The organism is Streptomyces sp. NPDC048192 (assembly GCF_043202415.1).
Taxonomy (GTDB): Bacteria; Actinomycetota; Actinomycetes; order Streptomycetales; family Streptomycetaceae; genus Streptomyces.
Window position 1 is genome coordinate 252316 of sequence record NZ_JBIDAL010000009.1, and the last position, 23330, is coordinate 275645.

The 23330-nt window shown below is 74.2% G+C and carries 21 protein-coding genes; 8 read left to right on the forward strand and 13 right to left on the reverse strand.

What is annotated here, in order from left to right; genetic code table 11:
- Positions 1-123: 123 nt before the first annotated feature.
- Positions 124-1080: a serine hydrolase gene (locus tag ACGFZN_RS21250; protein ID WP_393860016.1), complete on the forward strand. Its 957-nt coding sequence runs from the start codon at positions 124-126 to the stop codon at positions 1078-1080.
- 44 nt (positions 1081-1124) lie between these two features.
- Here ACGFZN_RS21250 and mycP read toward each other — a convergent pair whose 3' ends face one another.
- Together mycP and ACGFZN_RS21260 are read right to left on the reverse strand one after the other, a co-directional pair.
- Positions 1125-2318, reverse strand: a complete 1194-nt coding sequence (mycP, locus tag ACGFZN_RS21255; protein ID WP_393860017.1) for a type VII secretion-associated serine protease mycosin — start codon at positions 2316-2318, stop codon at positions 1125-1127.
- On the reverse strand, positions 2315-3115 hold the full coding sequence (locus ACGFZN_RS21260; protein ID WP_393860018.1) for a hypothetical protein: 801 nt from the start codon (positions 3113-3115) through the stop codon (positions 2315-2317). The genes mycP and ACGFZN_RS21260 overlap by 4 nt, the downstream gene beginning before the upstream one ends.
- 1631 nt (positions 3116-4746) lie before the next feature.
- Here ACGFZN_RS21260 and ACGFZN_RS21265 point away from each other — a divergent pair.
- Positions 4747-5949: an amino acid deaminase/aldolase gene (locus ACGFZN_RS21265; RefSeq protein WP_393860019.1), complete on the forward strand. Its 1203-nt coding sequence runs from the start codon at positions 4747-4749 to the stop codon at positions 5947-5949.
- Positions 5950-5958: 9 nt separating this feature from the next.
- Here the strand turns inward: ACGFZN_RS21265 and ACGFZN_RS21270 are convergent, their stop codons facing one another.
- From ACGFZN_RS21270 to ACGFZN_RS21280, 3 genes are read right to left on the reverse strand one after another with little or no spacing between them, the layout of a single operon-like run.
- A complete protein-coding gene (locus tag ACGFZN_RS21270) occupies positions 5959-6741 on the reverse strand; it encodes a 3-oxoacyl-ACP reductase (RefSeq protein ID WP_393860020.1) in 783 nt (260 codons plus the stop codon).
- Positions 6738-8111, reverse strand: coding sequence for an aldehyde dehydrogenase family protein (locus ACGFZN_RS21275; RefSeq protein WP_393860021.1), 1374 nt, complete (start codon positions 8109-8111; stop codon positions 6738-6740). Before ACGFZN_RS21275 ends, ACGFZN_RS21270 begins: the two co-directional genes overlap by 4 nt.
- 11 nt (positions 8112-8122) lie before the next feature.
- Positions 8123-9487 (reverse strand): glutamine synthetase family protein, encoded by a 1365-nt coding sequence (locus ACGFZN_RS21280; protein ID WP_393860022.1) that lies wholly within the window; start codon positions 9485-9487, stop codon positions 8123-8125.
- Positions 9488-9585: 98 nt separating this feature from the next.
- On the opposite strand from ACGFZN_RS21280, the gene ACGFZN_RS21285 reads away from it, so the two are divergent.
- Complete coding sequence (locus ACGFZN_RS21285; protein ID WP_393860023.1) at positions 9586-10323, forward strand: FadR/GntR family transcriptional regulator; 738 nt, start codon at positions 9586-9588, stop codon at positions 10321-10323.
- Between the two features lie 47 nt (positions 10324-10370).
- Positions 10371-11069 carry a gamma-glutamyl-gamma-aminobutyrate hydrolase family protein gene (locus ACGFZN_RS21290; RefSeq protein WP_393860024.1) on the forward strand — a complete coding sequence of 233 codons (699 nt, stop codon included), beginning with the start codon at positions 10371-10373 and terminating at the stop codon, positions 11067-11069.
- A 324-nt stretch (positions 11070-11393) separates the two neighbouring features.
- Here the strand turns inward: ACGFZN_RS21290 and ACGFZN_RS21295 are convergent, their stop codons facing one another.
- Positions 11394-12350, reverse strand: a complete 957-nt coding sequence (locus tag ACGFZN_RS21295) for a LysR family transcriptional regulator (protein ID WP_393860203.1) — start codon at positions 12348-12350, stop codon at positions 11394-11396.
- A gap of 79 nt (positions 12351-12429) precedes the next feature.
- Here ACGFZN_RS21295 and ACGFZN_RS21300 point away from each other — a divergent pair, with 79 nt between their 5' ends.
- The gene (locus ACGFZN_RS21300; protein WP_393860025.1) at positions 12430-13560 is read left to right on the forward strand and encodes a TDT family transporter; all 1131 of its coding nucleotides are present in this window, start codon (positions 12430-12432) and stop codon (positions 13558-13560) included.
- On the opposite strand, the gene ACGFZN_RS21305 is transcribed toward ACGFZN_RS21300, so the two are convergent.
- The 4 genes from ACGFZN_RS21305 to ACGFZN_RS21320 form a co-directional block, all read right to left on the reverse strand.
- On the reverse strand, positions 13508-14227 hold the full coding sequence (locus ACGFZN_RS21305; RefSeq protein WP_393860026.1) for a helical backbone metal receptor: 720 nt from the start codon (positions 14225-14227) through the stop codon (positions 13508-13510). The genes ACGFZN_RS21300 and ACGFZN_RS21305 overlap by 53 nt on opposite strands.
- Complete coding sequence (locus ACGFZN_RS21310; RefSeq protein WP_393860027.1) at positions 14227-14799, reverse strand: helix-turn-helix domain-containing protein; 573 nt, start codon at positions 14797-14799, stop codon at positions 14227-14229. The genes ACGFZN_RS21305 and ACGFZN_RS21310 overlap by 1 nt, the downstream gene beginning before the upstream one ends.
- A gap of 411 nt (positions 14800-15210) precedes the next feature.
- Complete coding sequence (locus tag ACGFZN_RS21315; RefSeq protein WP_393860028.1) at positions 15211-17028, reverse strand: ABC transporter permease/substrate binding protein; 1818 nt, start codon at positions 17026-17028, stop codon at positions 15211-15213.
- Positions 17021-18103 carry a glycine betaine/L-proline ABC transporter ATP-binding protein gene (locus tag ACGFZN_RS21320; protein WP_393860029.1) on the reverse strand — a complete coding sequence of 361 codons (1083 nt, stop codon included), beginning with the start codon at positions 18101-18103 and terminating at the stop codon, positions 17021-17023. Before ACGFZN_RS21320 ends, ACGFZN_RS21315 begins: the two co-directional genes overlap by 8 nt.
- A gap of 132 nt (positions 18104-18235) precedes the next feature.
- Here ACGFZN_RS21320 and ACGFZN_RS21325 point away from each other — a divergent pair, with 132 nt between their 5' ends.
- The 3 genes from ACGFZN_RS21325 (at position 18236) to ACGFZN_RS21335 (ending at position 20507) form a co-directional block, all read left to right on the forward strand.
- Positions 18236-18592, forward strand: coding sequence for a hypothetical protein (locus ACGFZN_RS21325; RefSeq protein ID WP_393860030.1), 357 nt, complete (start codon positions 18236-18238; stop codon positions 18590-18592).
- Positions 18593-18621: 29 nt separating this feature from the next.
- The gene (locus ACGFZN_RS21330) at positions 18622-19551 is read left to right on the forward strand and encodes a 5'-3' exonuclease H3TH domain-containing protein (RefSeq protein ID WP_393860031.1); all 930 of its coding nucleotides are present in this window, start codon (positions 18622-18624) and stop codon (positions 19549-19551) included.
- A 110-nt stretch (positions 19552-19661) separates the two neighbouring features.
- A complete protein-coding gene (locus tag ACGFZN_RS21335) occupies positions 19662-20507 on the forward strand; it encodes a siderophore-interacting protein (RefSeq protein ID WP_393860032.1) in 846 nt (281 codons plus the stop codon).
- Between the two features lie 12 nt (positions 20508-20519).
- Here the strand turns inward: ACGFZN_RS21335 and ACGFZN_RS21340 are convergent, their stop codons facing one another.
- Genes ACGFZN_RS21340 through ACGFZN_RS21350 form a run of 3 tightly spaced genes read right to left on the reverse strand, consistent with a single transcriptional unit; the run spans position 20520 to position 23244 of the window.
- Positions 20520-21452 carry a 5'-nucleotidase gene (locus ACGFZN_RS21340; protein ID WP_393860033.1) on the reverse strand — a complete coding sequence of 311 codons (933 nt, stop codon included), beginning with the start codon at positions 21450-21452 and terminating at the stop codon, positions 20520-20522.
- Between the two features lie 11 nt (positions 21453-21463).
- Entirely contained in the window at positions 21464-22240 is a 777-nt protein-coding gene (locus ACGFZN_RS21345) for an ABC transporter permease (protein ID WP_393860034.1), read from the reverse strand.
- Complete coding sequence (locus ACGFZN_RS21350; protein WP_393860035.1) at positions 22237-23244, reverse strand: ATP-binding cassette domain-containing protein; 1008 nt, start codon at positions 23242-23244, stop codon at positions 22237-22239. Before ACGFZN_RS21350 ends, ACGFZN_RS21345 begins: the two co-directional genes overlap by 4 nt.
- Positions 23245-23330 lie beyond the last annotated feature (86 nt).

The window sequence follows — 23330 nt, forward strand, 5'->3', positions numbered from 1 at the left end:
CGTCCGTCGGCACGGTCCGCGGCCCCGGGGCACGGGAGTCTTCACGGGAATCTCAGCATTCCCTGATCCCTGTCTCAGCCCGGACCGACGGAGCGCACAGCACCCGCGCCGAGCATCGCGGGCATGGAGTCCCCCAGAGCCCGCCGCGGCCGTCGTGCGCGCCCGTCCCGGCGCCGTCCGCTTCCGTCCCTCGCGCTCGCCCTGGTCGCCGTGGCCGGGGTGACCGCCGGGGGCACGGTGTACGTGAAGGAGCGGGCGCACCCGGGGACGGCGGCCGTATCGTCGGCGGCGACGCCCTCGGCCTCCCCCTCGGCCGGGGCGGGCGAGGAGGCCTCGGTGGAACCCGTGACGGAGCCGGCGGTGGACCGGACGGCGCTGCTGGGCAAGGCGATGGCGGCGTTGCAGGTGCCGTCGGGCGCGCGGGTGTCGGCGGCGGTGCTGGCCGTGGACTCCGGGGAGAGCGCCGCGTACGGGGACGCGGCCTTCGACACGGCGAGCATCGTGAAGGTCGACATCCTGGCCGCGCTGCTGCTCCAGGCGCAGGACGCGGACCGGCGGCTGACGGCGGCCGAGCGGTCGTACGCCACGAAGATGATCGAGAACAGCGACAACGCGTCGGCGACGGCGCTGTGGCACACGATCGGGCGGGCGGCGGGCCTGGACGCCGCGAACAAGCGCTTCGGGCTGACCTCGACCTCCGGCGGCGAGGGCGGGCTGTGGGGGCTGACGCAGACGACGGCCGCCGATCAACTGCTCCTGCTCCGGCAGGTGTTCGGGGAGGAGTCCGAGCTGAGCGCGGCCTCCCGGAGCTATGTGCGGGGGCTGATGGAGTCGGTCGAGCCGGACCAGCGGTGGGGCGTGTCGGCCGTCGCGGAGGACGGCTCCTGCGCACTGAAGAACGGCTGGCTGGCGCGCAGTGCGACGGGTCTGTGGGACGTGAACAGCATCGGGCGGGTCACGGTGGACGGCGCCGGCTATCTGGTGGCGGTGCTGTCGGAGGGCACCGGGAGCCAGGCGAAGGGCATCGCGCTGGTGGAGGCGGCGGCAGAGGCGGCGGTCTCGGCGTTCACCGGCACGTGAGGGGGTGAGCCGCGGGCGAGCCCACCGTGCCGTACGGGGCGCCCTCAGGCCGTCTGCCGGCGCCCCCGCCACAGCACCACGCCGGCCACCAGGAGGACCCCGCCGGTGCCGCCGGCCAGGGGGCCCGCCCAGTCGGCGGTCGAGGAGGCGGCCTTGGGGGCGTCCGGACCGTCGCCGAAGTACGTCTTCCCGTACGCCGCTGCGCGCAGGCTCCGCGGTTTCAGCCGGTCGGCCGCGCGCAGGGCCGCCGCCGGGTCGATCATGCCGAAGCCGCGGGAGTCGTCCCGGCCGCCGGCCGGCGCGTCCCGTGCGGTGTCCTCCAGGAGCTTCTTGATCTGGGCCGGGGTCAGCTCGGGGTGGGCCGCCCTGACCAGGGCCACCGCGCCGGAGACGAACGCGGAGGCGGCCGAGGTGCCCCAGCCCGCGTAGTACTTGTGGTCCGGGTCGGCGATGACCACGTCGACGCCGGGCGCGCTGACCGTCGCATACCAGCGGCGGGTCGAGAAGGACGCGCGGGTGCCGTAGCGGTCCACGGCGGTCGCCGCGATGACGCCGGGATAGGCGGCCGGGTAGGAGATGTGGTCGCCCTTGTCGCCGCCGTTGCCCGCGGAGGCCACGACGACCACGCCCTTCTTCAGGGCGTACTGCACGGCCTCGTCCTCGCCGGCCTCGGGGTGCGCTGAGTTCGAGTCGTCGCCCAGGGAGAGGTTGATGACGTCGGCGCCGTGGTCGGCGGCCCAGCGGATGCCGTCGGCGAGGGCGTTGCCGCGGGTGGTGCGGGCCCGGGCGCGGGCGGGGTCGTTGTCCTCCAGGATCACGCGCACGGGCAGGATCTTCGCCTCGGGGGCGACGCCCATGACACCGGCGCCGCGGCCCGGGCCGTGGCCGTGCCCGGCGATGATGCCGGCCATGGCGGTGCCGTGCCGGGCCCAGTCGCGGTCGCCCTGGCCGGCGCCGAAGCCGATCATGTCCTTGGCGGGCAGGACGTTGCCGGCGAGGTCCGGATGGTCGGCCTCCACGCCGGTGTCCAGGACGGCGACGGTGACGCCCCGGCCCTTGGTGACGCGCCAGGCCTGGTCCAGGTGCAGCGCGGACAGCCCCCATTGCTGGGCGCGGATGCCGTCGGCGTGGGCCGCGCCGGCGGGCAGCAGGGTGAGGGCGCCGGTGAGCAGCAGGCTCAGGGCGGCGCCGGCGCGGGCCGTGCGGCGGCCGCGGTGCGCGGGCGTCGTTCGCCTCATGAGGGGTTCTCCGTGGCCGTGCCGAGGTTCTGGCGCAGCCGCCGTTCGATGCGGTCGGCCAGGCCCTGGGCCTCGTTGCCGAGACCGGCCTGGGCCGGTGCGGTGGTGGCGCCGTCGGCGACGGCGTCGGCGGCGGGCTGGGGCGTGTCGACGTCGCGGCCGTCGGCCCAGCCGGAGACGGCGTAGACGACGACGGGGGCGTCGGTGAGGACGGAGATCGTCCAGGAGGCCCGCTGCCGGTCGCCGAAGCCGGCGGCGGCGGTGCCCCCGGCCGCGTACGGCCGTGGCATCAGGTCGGCGCGGCGGTCCAGGCGCTCGGTGCGGAAGCGGTGCGCGAGCGCGGACATGGCGGCGGGGTCGGCCTTGGTGAACAGCAGGCCGACGGTGGTGACATAGCTCTGGGTGGCGTCGGTGTACGTGGCGCGCAGCAGCCGACGGCAGCCGACGGGGGCGAGCACCTTCTGCAGCAGCGGGTCGAAGGCGTGCGCGCAGCCGCTGTCCGGGGCGACGGCGATCCGGGTCCAGGTGCGGTCGGCGCCGCCGGGGCCGGCGCCGGGGCCCTGGACGGTGGGCGGGAAGAGCTGGTCGACGGGCACGCTGTGCCACAGCGCCCCGGCGGTGGCGAAGTGGTCGCCGCCGGTGGCGTCCCCGCCGCCGTCGGTGAGCCAACTCCCGGTCGCGGCACCGCCGATGAGACCGAGGCCGAGCACGAGGCAGGCGGCGGCGACGGCGGTCCGGGGCGCCGGCCGGTGCCCCGGCCGCTCGGTGAAGGCCTCCGGCTCCCCGAACGACACCACGGGCCGTACGGCCGCCCCGGCACCCCACGACAGCGCCGGATCCGGCCCGGGCGGCGGTCCAACGGGAGCAGCAGGCGTCAGAGGACTCCACGCCGGCCCCTCCGCCGCCGCGACACCGCCCCCGGCAGCAGACACCGCCCCGCCGCGCCGCGCCCCGGGGGCATCGCTCACCGGCCGGAGCCGGGCGGTGGTCTCCGAGGGGGTGACGGGACGGGCCGCGGCCGAGGGCCCGGACGCGGTGGCAGGGCGCGGCATGGCGGAGGACCGCGACCCGGCGACGGAGCCCGGCGGGGCCACAGCCCCGGACGCGTTGGCAGGGCTGGGCGGGACCGGGGGCCGGGCGGGGGCGTCAGGGCGAGGCCCGGCCGAGGACCGCGACCCGGCGACGGAGCCCGGCGGGAACGCAGCCCCGGACGCGTTGGCAGGACTGGGCGGGACCGCGGGCCGGGCGGGGACGTCAGAGCGAGGCCCGGCCGAGGACCGCGACCCGGCGACGGAGCCCGGCGGGAACGCAGCCCCGGACGCGTTGGCAGGACTGGGCGGGACCGCAGGACCGGACGCGTTCGCAGGTCCGGACGCGGTGGGCGGCCCGGGCCGGGGGCTCGTCTCCTGCGCGGTGACCGGGCGGAGCCGGGCCGTCGTCTCGGAGGGGGTCTCCGCCGGAGCTCCCGGCCGCCGGGGATCCTTTCCGGGGCGGCGCGCCTCACGGCCCGCGCTGGGCGGAGCGTCGGGGAACCGGGCCGAGGCAGGCGGCGGAGGCGGGCTCACGGGCACGCCGGCCGCCGGCACGACGGGCCGCGGCGCGCCCGGCCGCGCCTGCATCGCGGGGCCGGAACCGGAGTTCCCGGACGTGCGGCCGTCACGCGCGGCGGCCCGCCCGTCCGGCGCGCCGGCACCCGCAGACCGCCCACCGGAGCGCAAGCCCTCACCCGCAGACCCCGGGCCATTGCCCGCAGACCGCCCACCGGACTGCAAGCCCTCGCCCGCGGACCGCCCGCCGACGTGCGAGCCCTCACCCGCGGACCCGTCGACGTGCGAGCCTTCGCTCGCGGCCCCGACGGCGGAAGCCGGGCCGTTGTCCGCGCCCGCCCCGGCAGAAGGCGTCGCTCGTCCCGCGAAACCCCCGGCCGGCGAACGGTCCTGGTCCGGGGCGGCGCCTCCGGGCGCGTGCCCTTCGTACGCGGTGCCGCCCCGGGACGCGTGCCTGTCCTGCGCGGCGCCGCCCTGCGACGGACGGCCGTGGCGTGGGGTGAAGACCGACGGCTCGTCGTCGGGGTCGTCGGGAGGAGTGGACGGGCGTGGGGGGATGGGAGCGTGGCGCGCTTCCGTGGTCATGCACCCCCCGTTTCCTGGTCCCCGGGCCGTCCTCTCCTCGTGCCCGGGCCGTGCTGCGTGTGCGCGGGCCGCTGTGCCGCCCGGTGGCGCCCGGCGCGGAAGCTCCGTCCCGGGCACGCATACCCGTACGGCGGGACCGGCATCCCGGTTCAGGTGAGGCGGCCGGGCGCGTTCCGCGTACGTGCGCGTCACTCTACGGGTTGCGCGGACCGGAATCAGAACCAGTCCGGGGCGCCGGGGCATCTGCCCGGAACGTCCCCCTACCCTGCGGTAATCCCATCTGGCAGGCTTCCGGCATGACTGCGCGCGCCGCCGACCGGGCCCGTTACGACCGGGCCACCGCCCCTCTCGACGCCCCTCTCGCGATCGTGGACCTGGACGCCTTCGACGCCAACGCGGCCGATCTCGTCCGCCGGGCCGCGGGCAAGCCGGTCCGGGTCGCCAGCAAGTCGGTCCGCTGCCGTGCCCTGCTGGAACGGGTTCTGGCCAGGGACGGCTTCCAGGGGATCATGTCGTTCACGCTGGCGGAGTCGCTGTGGCTGGCGCGTTCCGGGTTCGACGACATCCTGCTGGCCTATCCGTCCGCCGACCGCGCCGGTTACGCGGAACTGGCCGCCGATCCCAAGCTCGCCGGCGCCGTCACCGTGATGGTCGACGACCCCGCGCAGCTCGACCTGATCGACGCCGCGCGGGACGGCGGGCGGGAAGTCGTGCGGATCTGCCTGGAGTTGGACACCTCGCTGAAACTGCTCGGCGGCCGGGTCCGGGTCGGCGCGCGGCGCAGCCCCCTGCACTCCCCCGCCCAACTGGCCGAGCTGGCCCGGTCGGTGGCCCGGCGGCCGGGTTTCCGGCTGGTGGGGATCATGGCGTACGAGGGGCACATCGCGGGCGTCGGGGACGCCGTGGCCGGGCGTCCGCTGCGGTCCCGGGCGATCCGGCTGATGCAGGCCGCGGCGCGGCGCGAACTGGCCGAGCGGCGGGCCGCGGTGGTGCGCGCGGTGCGGGCGGTCGTCCCGGACCTGGAGTTCGTCAACGGCGGTGGCACCGGCAGCGTGCAGCACACCGCGGCCGAGGACGCGGTGACGGAGATAGCCGCCGGTTCGGGGCTGTACGTGCCCCGGCTCTTCGACAACTACACGTCGTTCACCGGCCGTCCGGCGGCCCTGTTCGCCCTGCCGGTCGTACGGCGGCCGGGGGTCGGGGTCGTCACCGTGCTCGGCGGCGGCTACCCGGCCTCCGGCGCCGCCGGACCCGACCGGCTTCCGGTGCCGTACCTGCCGGAGGGCCTGGCGTACGACCCCCAGGAGGGCCCCGGCGAGGTGCAGACCCCGCTGCTCGGCCCGCCCGCCGACGATCTGCTGATCGGCGACAAGGTGTGGTTCCGGCACGCCAAGGCGGGCGAGCTGTGCGAGCGGTTCGACACCCTGCACCTGGTCGAGGGGGACGCGGTGACCGCGGCCGTGCCCACCTACCGGGGTGAGGGGCGCACCTTCCTGTGACCGGCCGGCCTACAGGGGCGTGACGTACGCGCCCGCGATGCCGCCGTCCACGAGGAAGTCGGTGGCGTTGACGAAGGAGGAGTCGTCGCTGGCCAGGAAGGCGACGGCGGCGGCGATCTCCTCGGCCTCGGCGAACCGGCCGACCGGGATGTGGACGAGCCGGCGGGCGGCCCGCTCCGGGTCCTTGGCGAACAGCTCCTGCAGCAGCGGGGTGTTGACCGGCCCCGGGCACAGGGCGTTCACCCGGATCCCCTCCCGCGCGAACTGCACGCCCAGTTCGCGGGACATGGCGAGGACGCCGCCCTTGGAGGCCGTGTAGGAGATCTGCGAGGTGGCCGCGCCCATCCGCGCGACGAAGGACGCGGTGTTGATGATGGACCCCTTGCCCTGGCGGCGCATGTAGGGGATGGCTGCCTTGCAGCACAGGTAGACGGAGGTGAGGTTGACCTCCTGGACCCGCTTCCAGGCCTCCAGGCCGGTCTCGAGGATGGAGTCGTCGTCGGGCGGGGAGATGCCCGCGTTGTTGAAGGCGACGTCGACGCTGCCGTAGGTGTCGTACGCCGTCCGGAACAGCGCCTCGACCTGCTCGGGGTCGGTGACGTCCGTCTTCACGAAGAGTCCGCCGGTCTCGTCGGCGGCGGCCTTGCCGCGGACCTCGTCCACGTCCGCGCAGACCACGTGGGCGCCCTCGGAGGCGAGCCGGCGGGCGGTGGCGAGGCCGATGCCGCTGCCGGCTCCGGTCACGACGGCGGTACGGCCGACCAGGCGGCGGCAAACACTGTTGTCGGTCACTGTGCGGGGCCCTCCGTGCTGATGAAGACGTTCTTGGTCTCGGTGAAGGCGGTCAGGGCGTCGGGGCCCAGTTCGCGGCCGAGGCCGGACTGCTTGTAGCCGCCGAACGGGGTCCAGTAGCGGACGCTGGAGTGGGAGTTGACGGACAGGTTGCCGGCGCGGACGGCCTGGGAGACGCGCAGGGCGCGGCCGAGGTCTTTCGTCCACAGGGAGCCGGAGAGGCCGTAGGGGGTGTCGTTGGCGAGGCGGATCGCGTCGGCCTCGTCGGTGAAGGGGAGGAGGACGGCGACGGGCCCGAAGATCTCCTCGCGGGCCGCCGGGGCGTCGTGCCGCTCCCCCGTCAGGACGGTCGGCGGGAACCAGAAGCCGGGGCCGTCGGGTGCGGTGCCGCGCAGGGCGGGGGCGTCCTCGGGGACGTAGGAGCGCACCCGCTCGAGTTGCCGGCCGGAGATCAGCGGGCCCATCTGCGTCCTGTCGTCGGCCGGGTCGCCCACGACGACGGAGGCGAGGGCGTCGGCGAGGAACGCGCGGGCCTCTTCCAGCACCGGTTCCTGCACGAGGATGCGGGTGCGGGCGCAGCAGTCCTGGCCGGCGTTGTCCAGGAAGGAGAACGGGTCGAGGGCGCGGGGCAGATCGGCGTCGGCGAAGACGATGTTGGGGCTCTTTCCGCCGAGTTCGAGGGTGACCGGCTTGACCAGGCGGGCGCAGTGCTCCATGACCTCGCGGCCGGTGCGGGTGGACCCGGTGAACACGATCTTGGCGACGTCCGGGTGGTCCACGAGCGCGCGTCCCGCGGTGTGGCCGTGACCGGGCAGCACCTGGAAGACGTGCTCGGGCAGCCCTGCCTCCAGGGCGAGTTCGGCGAGCCGGAGCGCGGTGAGCGGGGTGGTCTCGGCGGGTTTGAGGACGACCGCGTTGCCGGCGGCGAGCGCCGGGAAGGAGCCCCAGGCGGCGATCGGCATCGGGAAGTTCCAGGGGGCGATGACGCCGACGACGCCGAGCGGTTCCTGGAAGGTGACGTTCCAGCCGCCGGGCACCGGGATCTGCCTGCCGAGGAGGCGTTCGGCGCCGCCGGCCGCGTACAGCAGCAGATCGCGGGCGTTGCCGGCCTCCCAGCGGGCGCCCGCGAGGGTGTGGCCGGCCTCGCGGACCTCCAGCCGGGCGAGTTCCTCGAGGTGCGCGTCGACGGTGTCGGCGAAGCGGCGCAGCAGCCGGGCCCGGTCGGCGGGTGCGAGGGCGGCCCAGCCGGTCTGGGCACCTGCGGCCCGTACGACGGCGGCGGCGACGTCCTCCTCGCTCGCGGCCGGGACGGTGGCGACGACCTCCTCGGTGGCGGGGTTGAGGACGACGAGCTGGTGCGGGTCAGTCACGGGATGACCTTTCACAGGCGTTCGAAGGAGCGGCGCAGCTCCCAGTCGGTGACCGCGGCGTCGAAGGCCGCGAGCTCGACGCGCGCCATGTTGCCGTAGTGGGCCACGACCTCGTCGCCGAAGGCGGCCCTGGCGATGGGGCTGTTCTCCCACAGCTCGGCGGCCTCGCGCAGGGTGGCCGGGACGTGCTCGTACTCGGCGGAGTAGGCGTTGCCGGGGCAGGGGTCCGGCAGTTCGAGCTTGTGCTCGATGCCGTGCAGGCCGGCCGCGACCAGGCCGGCGACGGCGAGGTGCGGGTTCACGTCGCCGCCGGGGAGGCGGTTCTCGAAGCGCAGGGAGCGGCCGTGGCCGACGACGCGGAGCGCGCAGGTGCGGTTGTCGTGGCCCCAGGCGACGGCGGTGGGGGCGAAGGAGCCCGGCTGGAACCGCTTGTAGGAGTTGATGTTCGGGGCGTACAGCAGCGAGAAGTCGCGCAGCGCGGCGAGCTGCCCGGCGAGGAAGTGCCGCATGACGTCCGACATCCCGCCCTCGCCGTCCCCCGCCATGACGTTCCTGCCGTCGGCGTCGGCGAGCGAGAGGTGGATGTGGCAGGAGTTGCCCTCGCGCTCGTTGTACTTGGCCATGAAGGTGATCGAGACGCCCTCCTGGGCGGCGATCTCCTTGGCTCCGGTCTTGTAGAGGGCGTGCTGGTCGCAGGTGACGAGGGCCTCGTCGTAGCGGAAGGCGATCTCGTGCTGGCCGGGGTTGCACTCGCCCTTGGCGGACTCGACGGTGAGGCCGGCGCCGGCCATCTCGTTGCGCAGCCGGCGCAGCAGGGGCTCGATGCGGCCGGTGCCGAGGACGGAGTAGTCGACGTTGTACTGGTTGGCCGGGGTGAGGCCGCGGTATCCGGCGTCCCAGGCCGCCTCGTAGCTGTCCTTGAAGACGATGAACTCCAGCTCGGTGCCGACCTGGGCGGTGTAGCCGAGGGCGGCGAGCCGCTCCAGCTGGCGGCGCAGGATCTGGCGGGGGGCGGCGAGGACCGGTGAGCCGTCGTTCCAGGCGAGGTCGGCGAGGAGCAGGGCGGTGCCGGGGTGCCAGGGGATGCGGCGCAGGGTGGCGGGGTCGGGGTGCAGGGCGAAGTCGCCGTAGCCGCGGTCCCAGGAGGACATGGCGTAGCCGTCGACGGTGTTCATCTCGGTGTCGACGGCGAGGAGGTAGTTGCAGCCCTCGGTGCCGTGGTGCAGGACCTCGTCGAGGAAGAAGCGGGCGGCGAACCGCTTGCCCTGGAGGCGCCCTTGCATGTCGGGGAAGGCCAGGACGACAGTGTCGATCTCACCGCTCGCGACGAGGGCGTGCAGTTCCTCGACGCTGAGCGGGGGTGTGCGGTCTGCCACGGGAGAAGCCTCCTTCGGCGCCTGAAGCGCTTTTTCGGCCGAGCCGGGAGCCATAAGGTATTGCTCGGAACCATTGCCTGGGAAGGGGGTACGGCCGGATGTCGTGGGAGAGCCACCCCCGGGCGGTGGGCGACCGGCTGGCTCCGGTGCTGCGGCCGGTGCGGGCGGGCAACGGCTTCGAGGAGGCGCTGGAGCAGATCCTCCAGGTCGTGCGGCTCGGCCTGGTGCCGGGCGGCGAGCGGCTGCCGGCCGAGCGGGAGCTGGCGGAGCGGCTCGGGATCAGCCGGGTGACGCTGCGCGAGGTGCTGAAGGTGCTCCAGGACCAGGGGCTGGTCCAGGCGCGGCGTGGACGCTACGGCGGAACGTTCGTGCTGCCGCGCGCGGACGGCGGCGGCGAGGACGAGCTGCGCCGCCGGGTCGCCGGGGTCGACCTCGAGGACGTGCTGCGGTTCCGTGAGGTGCTGGAGGTGGGCGCGGCCGGGCTGTGCGCGGCGCACGGTCTCACCGACGGCGGGGCGGACCGGCTGCGCGAGGCGCTGGCCCGCACGCACGACGCCCCGCTGGCGGACTACCGCCGCCAGGACACCCTGCTCCATCTGACCCTCGCCGAGCTGTGCGGCTCGCCCTCGCTGACCGCGCAGTACGCGGCGGTGCGGGCGCAGGTGAACGATCTGCTGGACTGCATCCCGCTGCTGGTGCGCAACCTGGAGCACTCGCAGCGCCAGCACACCGCGCTGGTGGAGGCGGTGCTGGACGGGGACGCGGACGGCGCGCGGGAGATGATGCGCGAGCACTGCGCGGGCACGGCGGCCCTGCTGCGGGGCTTTCTCGCATGACCCTGTAAAGGTACGCAACCAAACCTTTGCCTTCCGGGGAGGGCGGCATGACCGTACGACCGCTGATCGGCGTCAGCACCTATCTGGAGTCCGCCGCGCGGTGGGGGGTGTGGGAGCTGGACGCGGCGCTGCTGCCGGCCGGCTATCCGCGCCTGGTGCAACGGGCCGGCGGCCTGGCCGCGATGCTCCCGCCGGACGCGCCCGAGCGCGCCGCGGAGACGGTGGCCCGGCTCGACGGCCTGGTGATCGCCGGCGGCCCGGACGTGGACCCCGCCCGGTACGGCGCCGAGCGCTCCCCGCGCACGGGGCCACCGGCGCTCGAACGGGACGCCTGGGAGCTGGCGCTGATCGACGCCGCGCTGGCGGCGGGGGTGCCGCTGCTGGGCGTCTGCCGGGGCATGCAGCTGCTGAACGTGGCGCTCGGCGGCACGCTGGTCCAGCACCTGGACGGGCACGCGGAGGTGGTCGGCGTGTTCGGCGGCCACCCGGTCAAGCCGGTGCCGGGCAGCCTGTACGCCGGGATCGTCCCGGAGGAGACGACCGTGCCGACCTACCACCACCAGGCCGTGGACCGCCTCGGTGCGGGCCTGCTGCCGTCGGCCTACGCGGCGGACGGCACGGTGGAGGCCATCGAACTGCCGGCCGACCGGAGCTGGGCGCTTGGCGTGCAGTGGCACCCGGAGATGGGCGAGGACGTGCGAGTGATGCGCGCGCTGGTGACCGCGGCCGGCTCCGCCACGGGTTGACGGTTGGCTCCGGCTGCCGTGTGGCTGCGTCACCTGGCCAAGGGGTTTTCGGCGGAGCCGACTGCTGCGGGGTGCCCGCGCCTTGGGGGTGCCGGGCCGGCGTCGCGCCGCGGGCCGTCTGCGGGGTGTCGGGCATGGTGGGTGCCGGTTCGAGTATCGCCGACGTGTCGCGGTGCGTCTGCGGGGTGCGGGTGCGTTGTGGCTGGTCGCGCAGTTCCCCGCGCCCCTGGGGCGTTGCAGCGTCGCCGGCGCTGCGGGCAGTCCCGCCATGCGTCCTGCCGGTGCCGGGCACGGGACGCATTCCGCCCAGTCGCGGAGCGCGCGTCATCCTCGGGTCAGGGAGAGCAGCTCCCGTGCCGGGCCCGTGGGGCGGTGGCCCGTCGGCCAGACCGCGCGCAGGTCGCGGCGGAGGGACACGCCCTCGACCGGGATGCTGACCAGGCGCCGCATGGCCAGTTCCTCCCCCACGGCCAGTTCGCTGAGGACCGAGGGGCCGGCGCCGCTGACCGCGGACGCCTTGACCGCCGTGGTGGAGGACAGCTCGATCAGGGGGCGGGCGAGGCCGCCGAGCGCCGCGTCGAGGACCTGGCGGGTGCCGGAGCCGCGTTCCCGCAGGATCAGGGGGGTGGCCGCCAGCTCGTCCGCCGTCAGGGGGCGCCGGCGGCGGGCCCAGGGATGGGCCGGCGCGGTGACGACGATCAGGCGGTCGCGGGCGATGACGGCGGAGTCGAGCCCCGTGGGCACGGACAGGCCCTCCACGAATCCGAGGTCGGCCTCGCCCGCGAGCAGCAGTTCCGCGACCTTCGCCGAGTTGCCGGCGAGGAGCGACACCGCGGTGTCGGGGCGCTCGGCGTGCAGGGCGAGGAGCCAGCCGGGCAGCAGGTACTCGGCGATGGTCATGCTCGCCGCCACCCTCAGCCGCGAGTCCCGCCGGTCGCGCAGTGCCCGCGCGCCCGCGTCGAAGGCGGCCGCCGCCTCGACGACGCGGCGGGCCCAGTCGGTCACCAGCGCGCCGGCGTCCGTGAGCCGGGAGCCGCGGGGCGAGCGGTCGACGAGGGCCACGCCGAGCTGCCGTTCCATGGAGCGGATCCGGCTGCTGGCGGCGGGCTGGGTGATCCCGACCTCGCGCGCCGCGGCCCCGAGACTGCCGAGGCGCGCCACCGCCAGCAGCAGCTCCAGGGCGGCCAGATCGGGCACCCGGTGGGCCAGCGACGCCGTGCGGTCCGGCCCGGGGGGCTCCGGTGCCGTGCGATCCGTTGTGCGCTCTCGCCGCCCCGCCATCTCGCTCATAAGACCAGCTTATGTCCTCATAGGAGGGAACTCCCTGGTCAGGCACGATCAACGGCGGGACCGTGGGGCCATGGTCACCGCAGCCCAGCCCTTGTCCGCCGCCTCAGCCACGCCCGCCGCATGGGCCCGCCACCTGGGCCCCAACTGGTACGCCGCCGTCATGGGCACCGCCGTCCTCGGCTCGGCCGGCGTGGCGCTGCCCGCGCACGCGGCGGTGCCGCGCGTCGTCCTCGCCGCCTGCTGGGTGCTGTCCCTGATCATGCTGGCGGCCCTGCTGGCGGCCCGCTCCCTGCACTGGGCCCGCCACCGCGACCAGGCCCGCGCCCATCTCCGCGACCCGGCCGTGGCGCCCTTCTACGGCTGTCTGTCGATGGCCCTGCTGGCGGTCGGCGGCGGGGCCCTGACCGCCGGACGGCAGGTGATCGGCGCCCGCACGGCCGTCGTGCTGGACGCCGTCCTGTTCACCGCGGGTACGGCGGTCGGGCTGGCGGCCGCGGTGGCCGTGCCGTACCTGATGGCCGTACGGCACCGGGTCGAGCCCGCGCAGGCGGCCCCCGCGTGGCTGCTGCCGCTGGTCGCGCCGATGGTGTCGGCCGCGCTCGGCCCGCTGCTGGTGCCGCACGTGCCGCCCGGTCAGCCGCGCGCGACCCTGCTGCTGGGCAGCCTCGCCCTGTTCGGGCTGAGCCTGTTCGCGACGCTGCTGATGCTGCCGCTGGTCTTCGGCCGGCTGCTCTCCGGCCCGCTGCCGCCCGCGCTGGTACCGACGCTGTTCCTCGTCCTGGGTCCGCTCGGGCAGTCCACCACCGCGGTCGGCAAGATCGCGGACGCGGCGGCGGCGGGGGTCGTACCGGCGCCGTACGCGCGCGGTCTGGACGTCTTCGCCGTCCTGTACGGGGTGCCGGTCATGGGGTTCGCGCTGCTGTGGCTGGCGCTGGCGGCGGCGCACGTGGTGCGGGCGCGCCGGCACGGCATGGGCTTCGCGATGACCTGGTGGGCGTTCACCTTCCCGGTGGGCACGTGCGTCACCGGCGCGATGTCGCTCGCCCGGCACACCGGTCTGGTGGTGTACGACGGGCTGGCCGTCGGGCTGTACGCGCTGCTCGCCGCCGGCTGGCTCGCGGCCGCCTCCGGCACCGTACGGGGCCTGCTCAGCGGCGCGCTGCTCGCAGCGCCTCGGACAGCACCCGCGGCGCCTCGATGAGGGACGGGCCGTACCAGGTCAGATGGCGCCCGCTGACCAGGGCGCAGGGCAGGCCGGGGAAGGCCTCGGCGCCGTCGTCGGCGGTGAAGCGGTACGGCTCGTCGGGGAGCACCACCAGGTCCGGCGCCGCCGACCGGAGTTCCTGGAGCGGCACGCGGGGATAGCGGTCGGGGTGGCCGGCGTACAGGTGGTCCACGCCGAGACGGGCCAGCACGTCACCGGCGAAGGTGCCCCGGCCGAGGACCATCCAGGGCCGGCGCCAGACCGGCACGACCGCCGTCCTGCGCCCGGCCGGCGCGGGCAGCGCGGCCCAGGCCGCCTCGGCCTCCGTCAGCCAGCGGGGCCGCCCGGGCGCACCGCACGCCCGAAGGACCCGGTCCAGCTCCGCGAAGGCCTGCGGGACGCTGCGCACCTCGGTGACCAGCACGGCGAGGCCCGCGGCACGCAGGGCGTCGAGATCGGGGGCGCGGTTCTCCTCCTCGTTGGCGATCACCAGGTCGGGGGCGAGGGCGAGGATGCGGTCGAGTGCGGGGTTCTTGGTGCCGCCGATCCTGCTGACGCCGAGGTCCGCGGGGTGCGTGCACCAGTCGGTGGCGCCCACGAGCGCGCCGGGCAGGGTCCGGGCCACCGCCTCCGTGAGGGACGGGACCAGGGAGACGACCCGCACTAACGGGACCTGTCCTGCACGGCCTCGATGTGCTCGGCGACCGCCACGACGACCACCCGGGTGTCCGGCACCGTCGCCCGCCACCGGTGCCTGACCCCGCCCGTCAGGTAGAGGGTGTCACCCCGGCCCAGGCGGTACGCGCGCCCCTCCGCCTCGATCTCCACCGCGCCGTCGGCGACGTACATCAGCTCGTCGTTGCGGTGCTGGAACTCGCGGCCCGCGTCGTGGTCGCCGGTGAACTCGGAGGCGTGCAGCTGGTGGTGGCCGCGGACCAGGGAACGGGTGCGGGGCGCGAAGTCGTCCTCGGCGGCCGGGTCGGCGCGGACGACGTCGACGCTCGCCGCCGGGCCGGCGGCGGCGAGGAGCTCCACGGCGGTGGTGCGCAGGGCGTCGGCCAGCCGCTCCAGCGAGGTGCGGCTGGGGCGGGCCCGGTCGTTCTCGACCTGGCTGAGGAAGGGCACCGACAGGCCGCTGCGCTCGGCCACGACGGCGAGGGTCAGCTCCAGGGCACGACGGCGCCGCCGGACGGCCGCGCCCACCCGCACGGGCTGCTGCTCTTTGTGGTCGCCCATCGCTCCGGCTCCCTCCCTCGCTCGTCGTGCCGCTCTCCGGGTGCCCGCTCCGCGGCGCACCCCTTCCGATGACTTCTCTGCACCCTACGCATGTTCGGCAAACCGTTTCACGCGGCTGTCACAAACCCGGCATGATGTCCAGTCCCCCACCCTCGCGGTTCGCGCCAGTGTGCCAGGGGCCGGACGCCACCGGAACTCCCGGCCCGCAGGCGGCGAACACCCTCTCCAGCCGGGCCGCGGGCCTCCGCACGTGACGTACGGTGATTGTCCGGATCCTTCTCGTGCCCTTCTCATGCCGGAAATCCGCGAGGGGCGGGCACGCGCCGGACGCGCGGTGGCGTCCGGCGGTGCCCGCCCCTCGGGAGGCGGTCCGGGCCAGTCGTCAGGTCACCCGGCCGCCGGGCTCTCGGCTCACCCGGCCGCCCGGCTCCCGGCGTCCTTCGCCGCGACCGGGGCCCAGGTGTCGACCAGGCCGGGGTGCTCGCGCAGCCAGCCGCGGACGGCGTCCTGCTCGTGGCCCTTGCCGGCCTTCTGGATCCGCGCCTCCAGGCCGGTGAGCTGCTTCTCGGTCATGGAGAAGTGCTTCAGCCAGCTGCCGACCTGCGGATCGCCGGCGGCGAAGCCCTTGCGGGCCAGGGTGTGCACGCCGTCGCCGCTGCCCCAGGCGCCCTCGGGGTCCTTGAGCTTCTTCAGGCCGTAGTCGCTGTACGCCCAGTGCGGGGACCACAGGGTGACGACGACCGGCTGCTTCTTGGAGTAGGCGCGCTTGAGCTCGGCGAGCATGGCCGGGGTGGAGCCGTCGATCACCTGGTAGGAGCCGTCGAGGCCGTACGCCTTGAGGACCTTGCTCTTGAGCAGGCCCATCTCGCCCGCGCTGGGCTCGATGCCGACGATCTTCCCGCCGAACTCGGAGGCGTGGGCCTTGAGGTCCGCCAGGGAGTTCACGTCCTTCACATAGGACGGGACGGTCAGCTCCAGGGAGGTCGGGCCGTACCAGGAACCGAGGTCGTCGAGCTGCTTGCCGTACTTCTTCCAGTACTCGGCGTGGGTGGTGGGCAGCCAGGAGTCGGTTTCGAAGTCGAGCTGGCCGGTGGCGAGACCGGTGTAGAGGGGGCCGGCCGCGTACTGGGTGGTGGTGACCTTGAAGCCGCGTTCCTCCAGGATCTCCTTCCACAGGAAGGTGGAGGCGATGCCCTCGTCCCAGGGGATGTAGCCGATGCGGATCTCCTTGCCCTTGCCGACGTTCGTGCCGGAGGCCTCGGAGGAGGTGCCGGCGGGCGAGCCGAAGATCCCCATGCCGCCCGCGACGAGCGCGAGGACGACCACGCCGACGACGGCGACGGCCGGGCGCGGCCGGTACGACCAGGCACGCGTGCGTGCCTTCGCGGCGGCCCTGCGGCCCAGCGGGGACAGCTGGGTGCCGAGGGCGCCGGTGACGCGGTCGAGGTAGATGGCGAGGACGACGATGCCGACGCCCGCCTCGAAGCCGTAGCCGATGTCGAGCTGGCCGATGGCCTCGTTGACGGCGCCGCCGAGGCCGCCGGTGCCGACCATGCCGGCGATGACGACCATGGACAGGCCGAGCATGATCACCTGGTTGACGCCGGCCATGATGGTCGGCAGGGCGAGCGGCAGCTGGACCCGCCAGAGGATGTCGCGCGGTGTGGTGCCGAACGCCTCGGCGGCCTCGACCAGTTCGGCGTCGACCTGGCGGATGCCCAGCTCGGTCATGCGGACGCCGGGGGCGAGCGCGAAGATCAGGGTGGCGACGACGCCCGCCGCGGTGCCGAGGCCGAAGAAGAGCATGGCCGGGATCAGCAGGACCATCGACGGCATGGTCTGCAGCAGGTCCAGGACCGGGCGTACGGCGGCGCTCACCGCCTTGGAGCGGGCGGCCCAGACGCCGAGCGGGAGGGAGATCACCAGCGCGATCACGGTCGCCACGAGGACCAGGGCGAGCGTGGACATCGCCTGGTCCCACAGGGCGAGCGAGTCGACCAGCGCGAACCCTGCGAAGGCGAGGACGCCGGCGGTGAGGCCGCGCAGCCACCAGGCGATGACGGCGAGGATGCCGGCCATCAGCAGCGGCTGGGGCGCGCCGAGCGCGGCGTCGATGCCGTCGTACATGCCCTCCATGACCGCCTTGACGGCGTCGAAGAGCCAGGAGAGGTGGCCGACCAGCCAGTTGACGCCGGAGTCGACCCAGTCGCCGAGGTGGATCCTAGGCACGGCTGATCACCTTCGCCTTCCCGTCCGGGTTGTCACAGGGCGCGGGGCCGGCCGTCTCCTCGCCGAGGAAGCCGACCAGGCGCTGCCGGGGGACGACGCCGATGACGCGGTTGGCCTCGTCGACGACACAGACGCGGTGGGACAGCCGGGCGCTGATCGCGCACAGCTCGGTGAACGGCGTCTCGCGGGTCGCGGTCTCGCAGCCGCACAGGGGGGCGTCGGCCGTGACGGAGGTGTCCATGAGGGCGCCCGCCGTCAGCACGCGGGAGCGGTCGACGTCCTGGATGAAGGAGGCGACGTAGTCGTTCTCGGGGCGCAGCAGGATGTCCTCGGCGGTGCCGGTCTGCACGATGCGGCCGTCGCGCATGACGGCGATGCGGTCGCCGAGCCGCATGGCCTCGTTGAGGTCGTGGGTGATGAAGACGATGGTCTTCCTGAGGGTCTTCTGCAGTTCGAGGAGCTGGTCCTGCATGTCGCGGCGGATCAGCGGGTCGAGGGCGCTGAAGGACTCGTCCATCAGCAGCAGGTCGGCGTCGGTGGCGAGGGCGCGGGCGAGGCCGACGCGCTGCTGCATGCCGCCGGACAGCTCGTCGGGCCAGGCGTCCTCCCAGCCGGCCAGGCCGCACAGGGCGAGCGCCTCGTCGGCGCGGCGCTCGCGCTCGGCGCGGGGCACGCCCTGCACGGCGAGGCCGTAGGCGGCGTTGTCGCGGACGCTGCGGTGCGGGAACAGCGCGAAGTGCTGGAACACCATGCTGATCCGCTTGGCGCGCAGTTCGCGCAGCTCGCGGGCGGTGAGCGCGGTGAGGTCCTGGCCGTCGAAGCGGACACTGCCGGCGGTCGGCTCCAGCAGGCCGTTGAGCATGCGGAGCAGGGTGGACTTGCCGGAGCCCGACAGGCCCATGACGACGAAGATCTCGCCCTCCCCGACGCGGAAGGAGGCGTCGATCACGGCGGCCGTGGTGCCGTCGGCGCGCAGTTCCTCCCGGTCGGCGCCCTGCCGCAGGCGGTCCACCGCTCGGTCCGGTCGTCTGCCGAAGACCTTGAACAGGTGCTCGGCCTCAAGCCTGGGGTGCACGCGTACCTCTCGTCTGGGGGTCTGGACAGTGGCGGCGCCTCCCCACGATCGAGATGGTCAAACTTTTAAGTGGCTCACCTCACATCGGGCCTCTACGATGTGGCGGCCGGACGCTGCCGATGGGGGGAAGCAGTGGAACGACCCGATGACCGTGTTCCGTCCGCGTTCCGTTTCGCCGCGGAACTCGCCGCCTGGGTGGCCACTCCATGGGCACTGGCCGCGTACGGGTGGCCGCTCGCGGTGCTGTCGCTGGTGGTCCTCATCGGCCTCCCGGCGGTGTTCGCCACGCCGGGCGACAAGCAGAACGTGATGGTGCCGGTCCCCGGCGCGGTCACCGTCCTGTTCGTGCTGACGGAGCTCGCGGCCGCGGTGGTCTCCGCGTGGTGGGTGTGGCCGGTGTGGGCCGCCGTGCCGGTGACCGCGCTGGCCTGCGCGGTCCTGGTCACGGAGCGGCCGCGCTGGAGATGGCTGCTGTCGCCGGCCGGGTGAGTGTCGGTGCGGTGCGGCATGATGCGAGCGTGACCGGACGACTCATGCTCCTCGACACCGCTTCGCTGTACTTCCGCGCCTACTTCGGCGTCCCCGACTCCGTGAAGGCGCCGGACGGCACGCCGGTGAACGCCGTGCGCGGGCTGCTGGACTTCATCGACCGGCTGGTGAAGGACCACCGGCCGGAGCACCTGGTGGCCTGCATGGACGCCGACTGGCGGCCGCAGTGGCGGGTGGACCTCATCCCCACGTACAAGGCGCACCGGGTCGCCGAGGAGCACGAGGACGCGCCGGACGCGGAGGAGGTGCCGGACACCCTGTCCCCGCAGGTGCCGGTCATCGAGGAGGTGCTGGACGCGCTCGGCATCGCCCGGGTGGGCGTCGCGGGGTACGAGGCGGACGACGTGATCGGCACGTTCACCGCGCGTGCCACGGGCCCGGTGGACATCGTCACCGGCGACCGTGACCTGTACCAGCTGGTGGACGACGCGCGCGGGGTGCGGGTGCTGTATCCGCTCAAGGGCGTCGGCACGCTGCAGCTGACCGACGAGGCGGTACTGCGGGAGAAGTATGGCGTCGACGGGCAGGGGTACGCGGATCTGGCGCTGCTGCGCGGCGATCCGAGCGACGGCCTGCCGGGCGTCGCCGGAATCGGCGAGAAGACGGCCGCCAGGCTGCTCGCCGAGTTCGGGGACCTGGCCGGGATCATGACGGCGGTCGACGACCCGGCGGCGAAGCTCACGCCGTCGCAGCGCAGGCGGCTCGACGAGGCCCGGCCGTACGTCGCGGTCGCGCCGAAGGTGGTGCGGGTGGCCGACGACGTGCCGCTGCCGGAGGTCGACACTGCGCTGCCGCGCGCCCCGCGCGATCCGGCGGCCCTGGAGCAGCTGGCCGGACGGTGGGGGCTCGGGGGCTCGTTGCAGCGGCTGGTGACCACGCTCACCGAGCAGCGTGCGTGACCTTGACCGGAATATTCCGGCAAAGGCCGCTCCGGCGGCACTCGAGGGAGAGGTGTTACCACTGAGGGGATGCTAACTTAGGTAAACCTAACCATTTGCTGGAGGTCGTGATGGCAGAGCGTCCCGCGCGAAAGCCGCGCAAGACCCGCACCGCCCATGTGGTCCGCACCGAGCGGCTCACCCCGCACATGCAGCGGGTGGTGCTCGGCGGTGAGGGTCTGGCCGGCTTCTCGGCGGACACCTGCACCGACCACTATGTGAAGCTCCTCTTCTCCCCCGCGGGCGTCACCTATCCCGAGCCCTTCGACATGGAGCGGATCCGGGCCGAGTTCCCGCGCGAGCAGTGGCCGGTGACCCGGACCTACACCGTGCGGGCCTGGGATCCCGGGCACCGCGAGCTCACCCTCGACTTCGTCGTGCACGGCGACGAGGGCCTGGCCGGGCCGTGGGCCACCCGGGTGCAGCCGGGTGAGACCGTGCGCTTCATGGGCCCCGGCGGCGCCTACGCGCCCGACCCGGCCGCCGACTGGCACCTGCTCGCCGGTGACGAGAGCGCGCTCCCCGCCATCGCCCGGTCCCTGGAGGCGCTGCCCGCAGGCGCCCGCGCCCATGCCTTCGTGGAGGTGTCCGGCCCCGAGGAGGAGCAGAAGATCGACTCCGATGTCGAGGTCGTCTGGCTGCACCGCGGGGACCGGCCGGTCGGCGAGGCGCTGCTCGAGGCCGTACGGGGGCTGCGGTTCCCCGAGGGCCGGATGCAGGCGTTCGTGCACGGCGAGGCGGGGTTCGTGAAGGAGCTGCGCCGGCTGCTGCGGGTGGAGCTGAACATCCCCCGTGAGGACCTGTCGATCTCCGGCTACTGGCGCCTGGGCCACGACGAGGACGGCTGGCAGGCCTCCAAGCGGGAGTGGAACGCCCGGATCGAGGCCGAGCAGGAGAGCAGCGCCGCGGCGGCGTGAACGCGCGCCCGCTCAGGGCTCGTTGATCGCCCCGAACGGGACGTGCACGCTGGGCGTGGTGCGGGACGTGCTGCGCAGATGGGTCACCTGGTCGTCGAAGAAGATGTGCGGCCTGAGCACCTTCAGCACCGCGCCCTTGTCGATGCCGCCGAGGAAGAAGGCGCCGTTGACGGTCAGCCCCCACTGCTTCAGGCTCCGCACCGCCCTCTCGTGGGCCGGCGCCGCCCGCGCGGTCACGATGGAGACGTGGACCCGGCTCGGGTAGCCGGGGTCGGTCCTGCGCCGCCCCTCCTCCCGGCGCTGTATCCGGTTCACCCCGGCGAGGAAGTCGCGCAGCGGTCCGGGGTCGTGCGGGGTGGCCGCGTTGAGGGTCTCGTGGGCCCGGAACTCCGCCAGGCCGCCGGACTGGTACACCCGCTCGGCGGCGTCGCCGGCGAGGACGCCGTCGAAGTCGAACGCGATGCGCAGTTCAGGGTCGTCGGGGTCGTCGGCGTACGACGACCCGAGCACATGCCCGGCCGGCAGGCCGGCGGCGACCGCCGCGCGCACGTCGTCGCCGTTCGCGGACAGGAACAGGGACATGTTCAGCGCGGTCATGAACGCGTGGGGTGACCGACCCTGCATGAACACGGCCCGGGTGACCGGCAGTTCATGGGCCTGGATGGACCGCATGACCCTCAGGCCCGTGTCGGGGTCGTTGCGGGAGAGGATGATGACCTCGACGAGCGGGTCGTCGGGCTCGCCGAGGTCGTTCAGGGACAGCAGCCTGCGGATGAACGCGAACGCCACGCCGGGCGGGAGCGTGTCGTCGACGTGCTCCTCCTGGTGGGCCCGGTAGGCCTCTTCGCCCTGCTCGCGGAAGACGGCGTCCGACTCGCTCAGGTCGAACAGGGCGCTGGAGGCGACACCGACGACGAGCCGGTTCGCGAGGTCGTAGGGCGGCATGCCCTACATCATCACACCGACCGCTGGTAGGAGCGGAAGGTGCGGATGGACAGCCACACCGCCACGGTCGCCAGGCCCAGCAGCGCGCCGCAGCGGCCGAGGACGACACCCCAGTCGGGCTGTGCGGACAGCGCCGAACGGCCCGCGACCATGGCCCAGTTCAGCGGGTTGAAGTCGGCGACGTGCCGCATCCAGCCGGGCATCTGCGAGGGCGCCATGAACGCGCTGGACAGGAAGGTCAGCGGCAGCAGCAGGAAGGTGTTGATACCGATGATCGACTCCCGTTCGCCCACGAGCATGCCGAGCGCGTTGGACAGCGCCCCGAAGACCGTGCCGAGCAGCACGGCGGCCAGCACCAGGACCGCCACACCGCCGGCGCCGCCGGGGTAGTCCGCGCCGCCGAGCAGTCCGAGCAGCACGATGACCAGCGACTGGAACGCGGTGACCAGGCCGTTGTTGACGACGTTGCCGTTCATCAGGGCGGCCCGGCTGACCGGGGTGGTCAGGAAGCGGTCAAGGGTGCCGCGCTGGATCTCCTCCAAGGTGGCCATCCCCGCCCACATGTTGGAGCTGAGCGCACTCATCACCACCACGCCGGGCACCAGGTAGTCCAGGTAGGAGGTGGTGCCGAAGCCGCCCAGCTGGACGACCTTCTTGAAGAGGCTGCCGAACAGGAACAGCCAGATCACCGGCTGGACCAGGGTGATGACGGCGTAGGCGGGCTGCCGGGCGAACACCCGCAGCTGGCGCTGCGTCATGTACCAGGTCTGGGTGAGGGCGGCGCTCATCGCACACCTCCGGCGAGCGCGCCGCGGGTCTCCGCCTCGGCGTCCGTGTAGCGGCGGCCCGCGTGACGGAGGTAGACGTCGTCGAGCGAGGGCCGGGCGACGGTGGCCGAGGTGACGGTGACCCCGGCCCGGTCCAGTGCGGTGAGCAGCGCGGGCACGCGGGCCGCCCCGTCGTCGGCGCGGACGCTGATCCGGCGCCCGTCGCAGAGCGCCTCGTGCACGCCGGGCAGGGCGGTCAGGGTGCCGGTGAGCAGGGTGCGGCCGGCCTCGCCGAGAGGTTCGGCGAGCTCCAGGCGGACGGCGTCGCCGCGCAGTTCACCCTTGAGGGCGTCCGGGGTGCCCTCGACCACGATCCGGCCGCGGTCGACGATCGCGACGCGCTCGGCGAGCCGGTCGGCCTCCTCCAGGTAGTGGGTGGTGAGCAGGATCGTCAGGCCCTCCTCGCCGGCCAGCCGGCCGATCTCCTCCCACATCGCCGCACGCGCCTCGGGGTCGAGGCCGGTGGTCGGCTCGTCCAGGAAGAGGACCTCGGGCCGGTGCACCAGCCCGAGGGCGACGTCGAGGCGGCGCCGCATACCGCCCGAGTAGCCCTTGACCTGCCGGTGGCCGGCGTCGGCCAGGGCGAACCGCTCCAGCAGCTCGTCCACCCGGCGGTTCAGCGCGGCGCCGGTCAGTCCGTACAGCCGGCCCTGCAGGTCCAGGTTCTCCCGGCCGGTGGCGACCGGGTCGGCGCCGGAGCGCTGGGCGACCACACCGATCGCGCGGCGCACCCGGTCGGGGTGGCGCAGCACGTCGTGCCCGGCGACGGTGGCGGTGCCGGAGTCGGGGCGGGCGAGGGTGGTGAGGATCTTGACAGTGGTGGACTTGCCGGCGCCGTTGGGGCCGAGGAGCCCGAAGACGGTGCCCGGTGCCACGGTGATGTCCATGCCGCTCAGCGCGGTGACACCACCGGGGTAGGTCTTGGTCAGCTGGCGCGCCTCCACTGCGGGCGCACGGGTGTTCATGACGACTGCTCTCCTGCGGGTGCGAAGGACGGAAGATCCGCGTGAAGAGCGCCGGGCTATCCTGGGTGTGCCGCACCTCGATCGCC

Excerpts from the sequence above, each read along its gene's own strand:
- ACGFZN_RS21265 (WP_393860019.1), top strand. The coding sequence starts at position 4,747 with ATGACTGCGCGCGCCGCCGACCGGGCCCGTTACGACCGGGCCACCGCC.
- ACGFZN_RS21250 (WP_393860016.1), top strand. The coding sequence starts at position 124 with ATGGAGTCCCCCAGAGCCCGCCGCGGCCGTCGTGCGCGCCCGTCCCGG.
- ACGFZN_RS21285 (WP_393860023.1), top strand. The coding sequence starts at position 9,586 with ATGTCGTGGGAGAGCCACCCCCGGGCGGTGGGCGACCGGCTGGCTCCG.
- ACGFZN_RS21290 (WP_393860024.1), top strand. The coding sequence starts at position 10,371 with ATGACCGTACGACCGCTGATCGGCGTCAGCACCTATCTGGAGTCCGCC.
- mycP (WP_393860017.1), bottom strand. The coding sequence starts at position 2,318 with ATGAGGCGAACGACGCCCGCGCACCGCGGCCGCCGCACGGCCCGCGCC.
- ACGFZN_RS21350 (WP_393860035.1), bottom strand. The coding sequence starts at position 23,244 with ATGAACACCCGTGCGCCCGCAGTGGAGGCGCGCCAGCTGACCAAGACC.
- ACGFZN_RS21300 (WP_393860025.1), top strand. The coding sequence starts at position 12,430 with ATGGTCACCGCAGCCCAGCCCTTGTCCGCCGCCTCAGCCACGCCCGCC.
- ACGFZN_RS21335 (WP_393860032.1), top strand. The coding sequence starts at position 19,662 with ATGGCAGAGCGTCCCGCGCGAAAGCCGCGCAAGACCCGCACCGCCCAT.
- ACGFZN_RS21345 (WP_393860034.1), bottom strand. The coding sequence starts at position 22,240 with ATGAGCGCCGCCCTCACCCAGACCTGGTACATGACGCAGCGCCAGCTG.
- ACGFZN_RS21340 (WP_393860033.1), bottom strand. The coding sequence starts at position 21,452 with ATGCCGCCCTACGACCTCGCGAACCGGCTCGTCGTCGGTGTCGCCTCC.
- ACGFZN_RS21310 (WP_393860027.1), bottom strand. The coding sequence starts at position 14,799 with ATGGGCGACCACAAAGAGCAGCAGCCCGTGCGGGTGGGCGCGGCCGTC.
- ACGFZN_RS21295 (WP_393860203.1), bottom strand. The coding sequence starts at position 12,350 with ATGGCGGGGCGGCGAGAGCGCACAACGGATCGCACGGCACCGGAGCCC.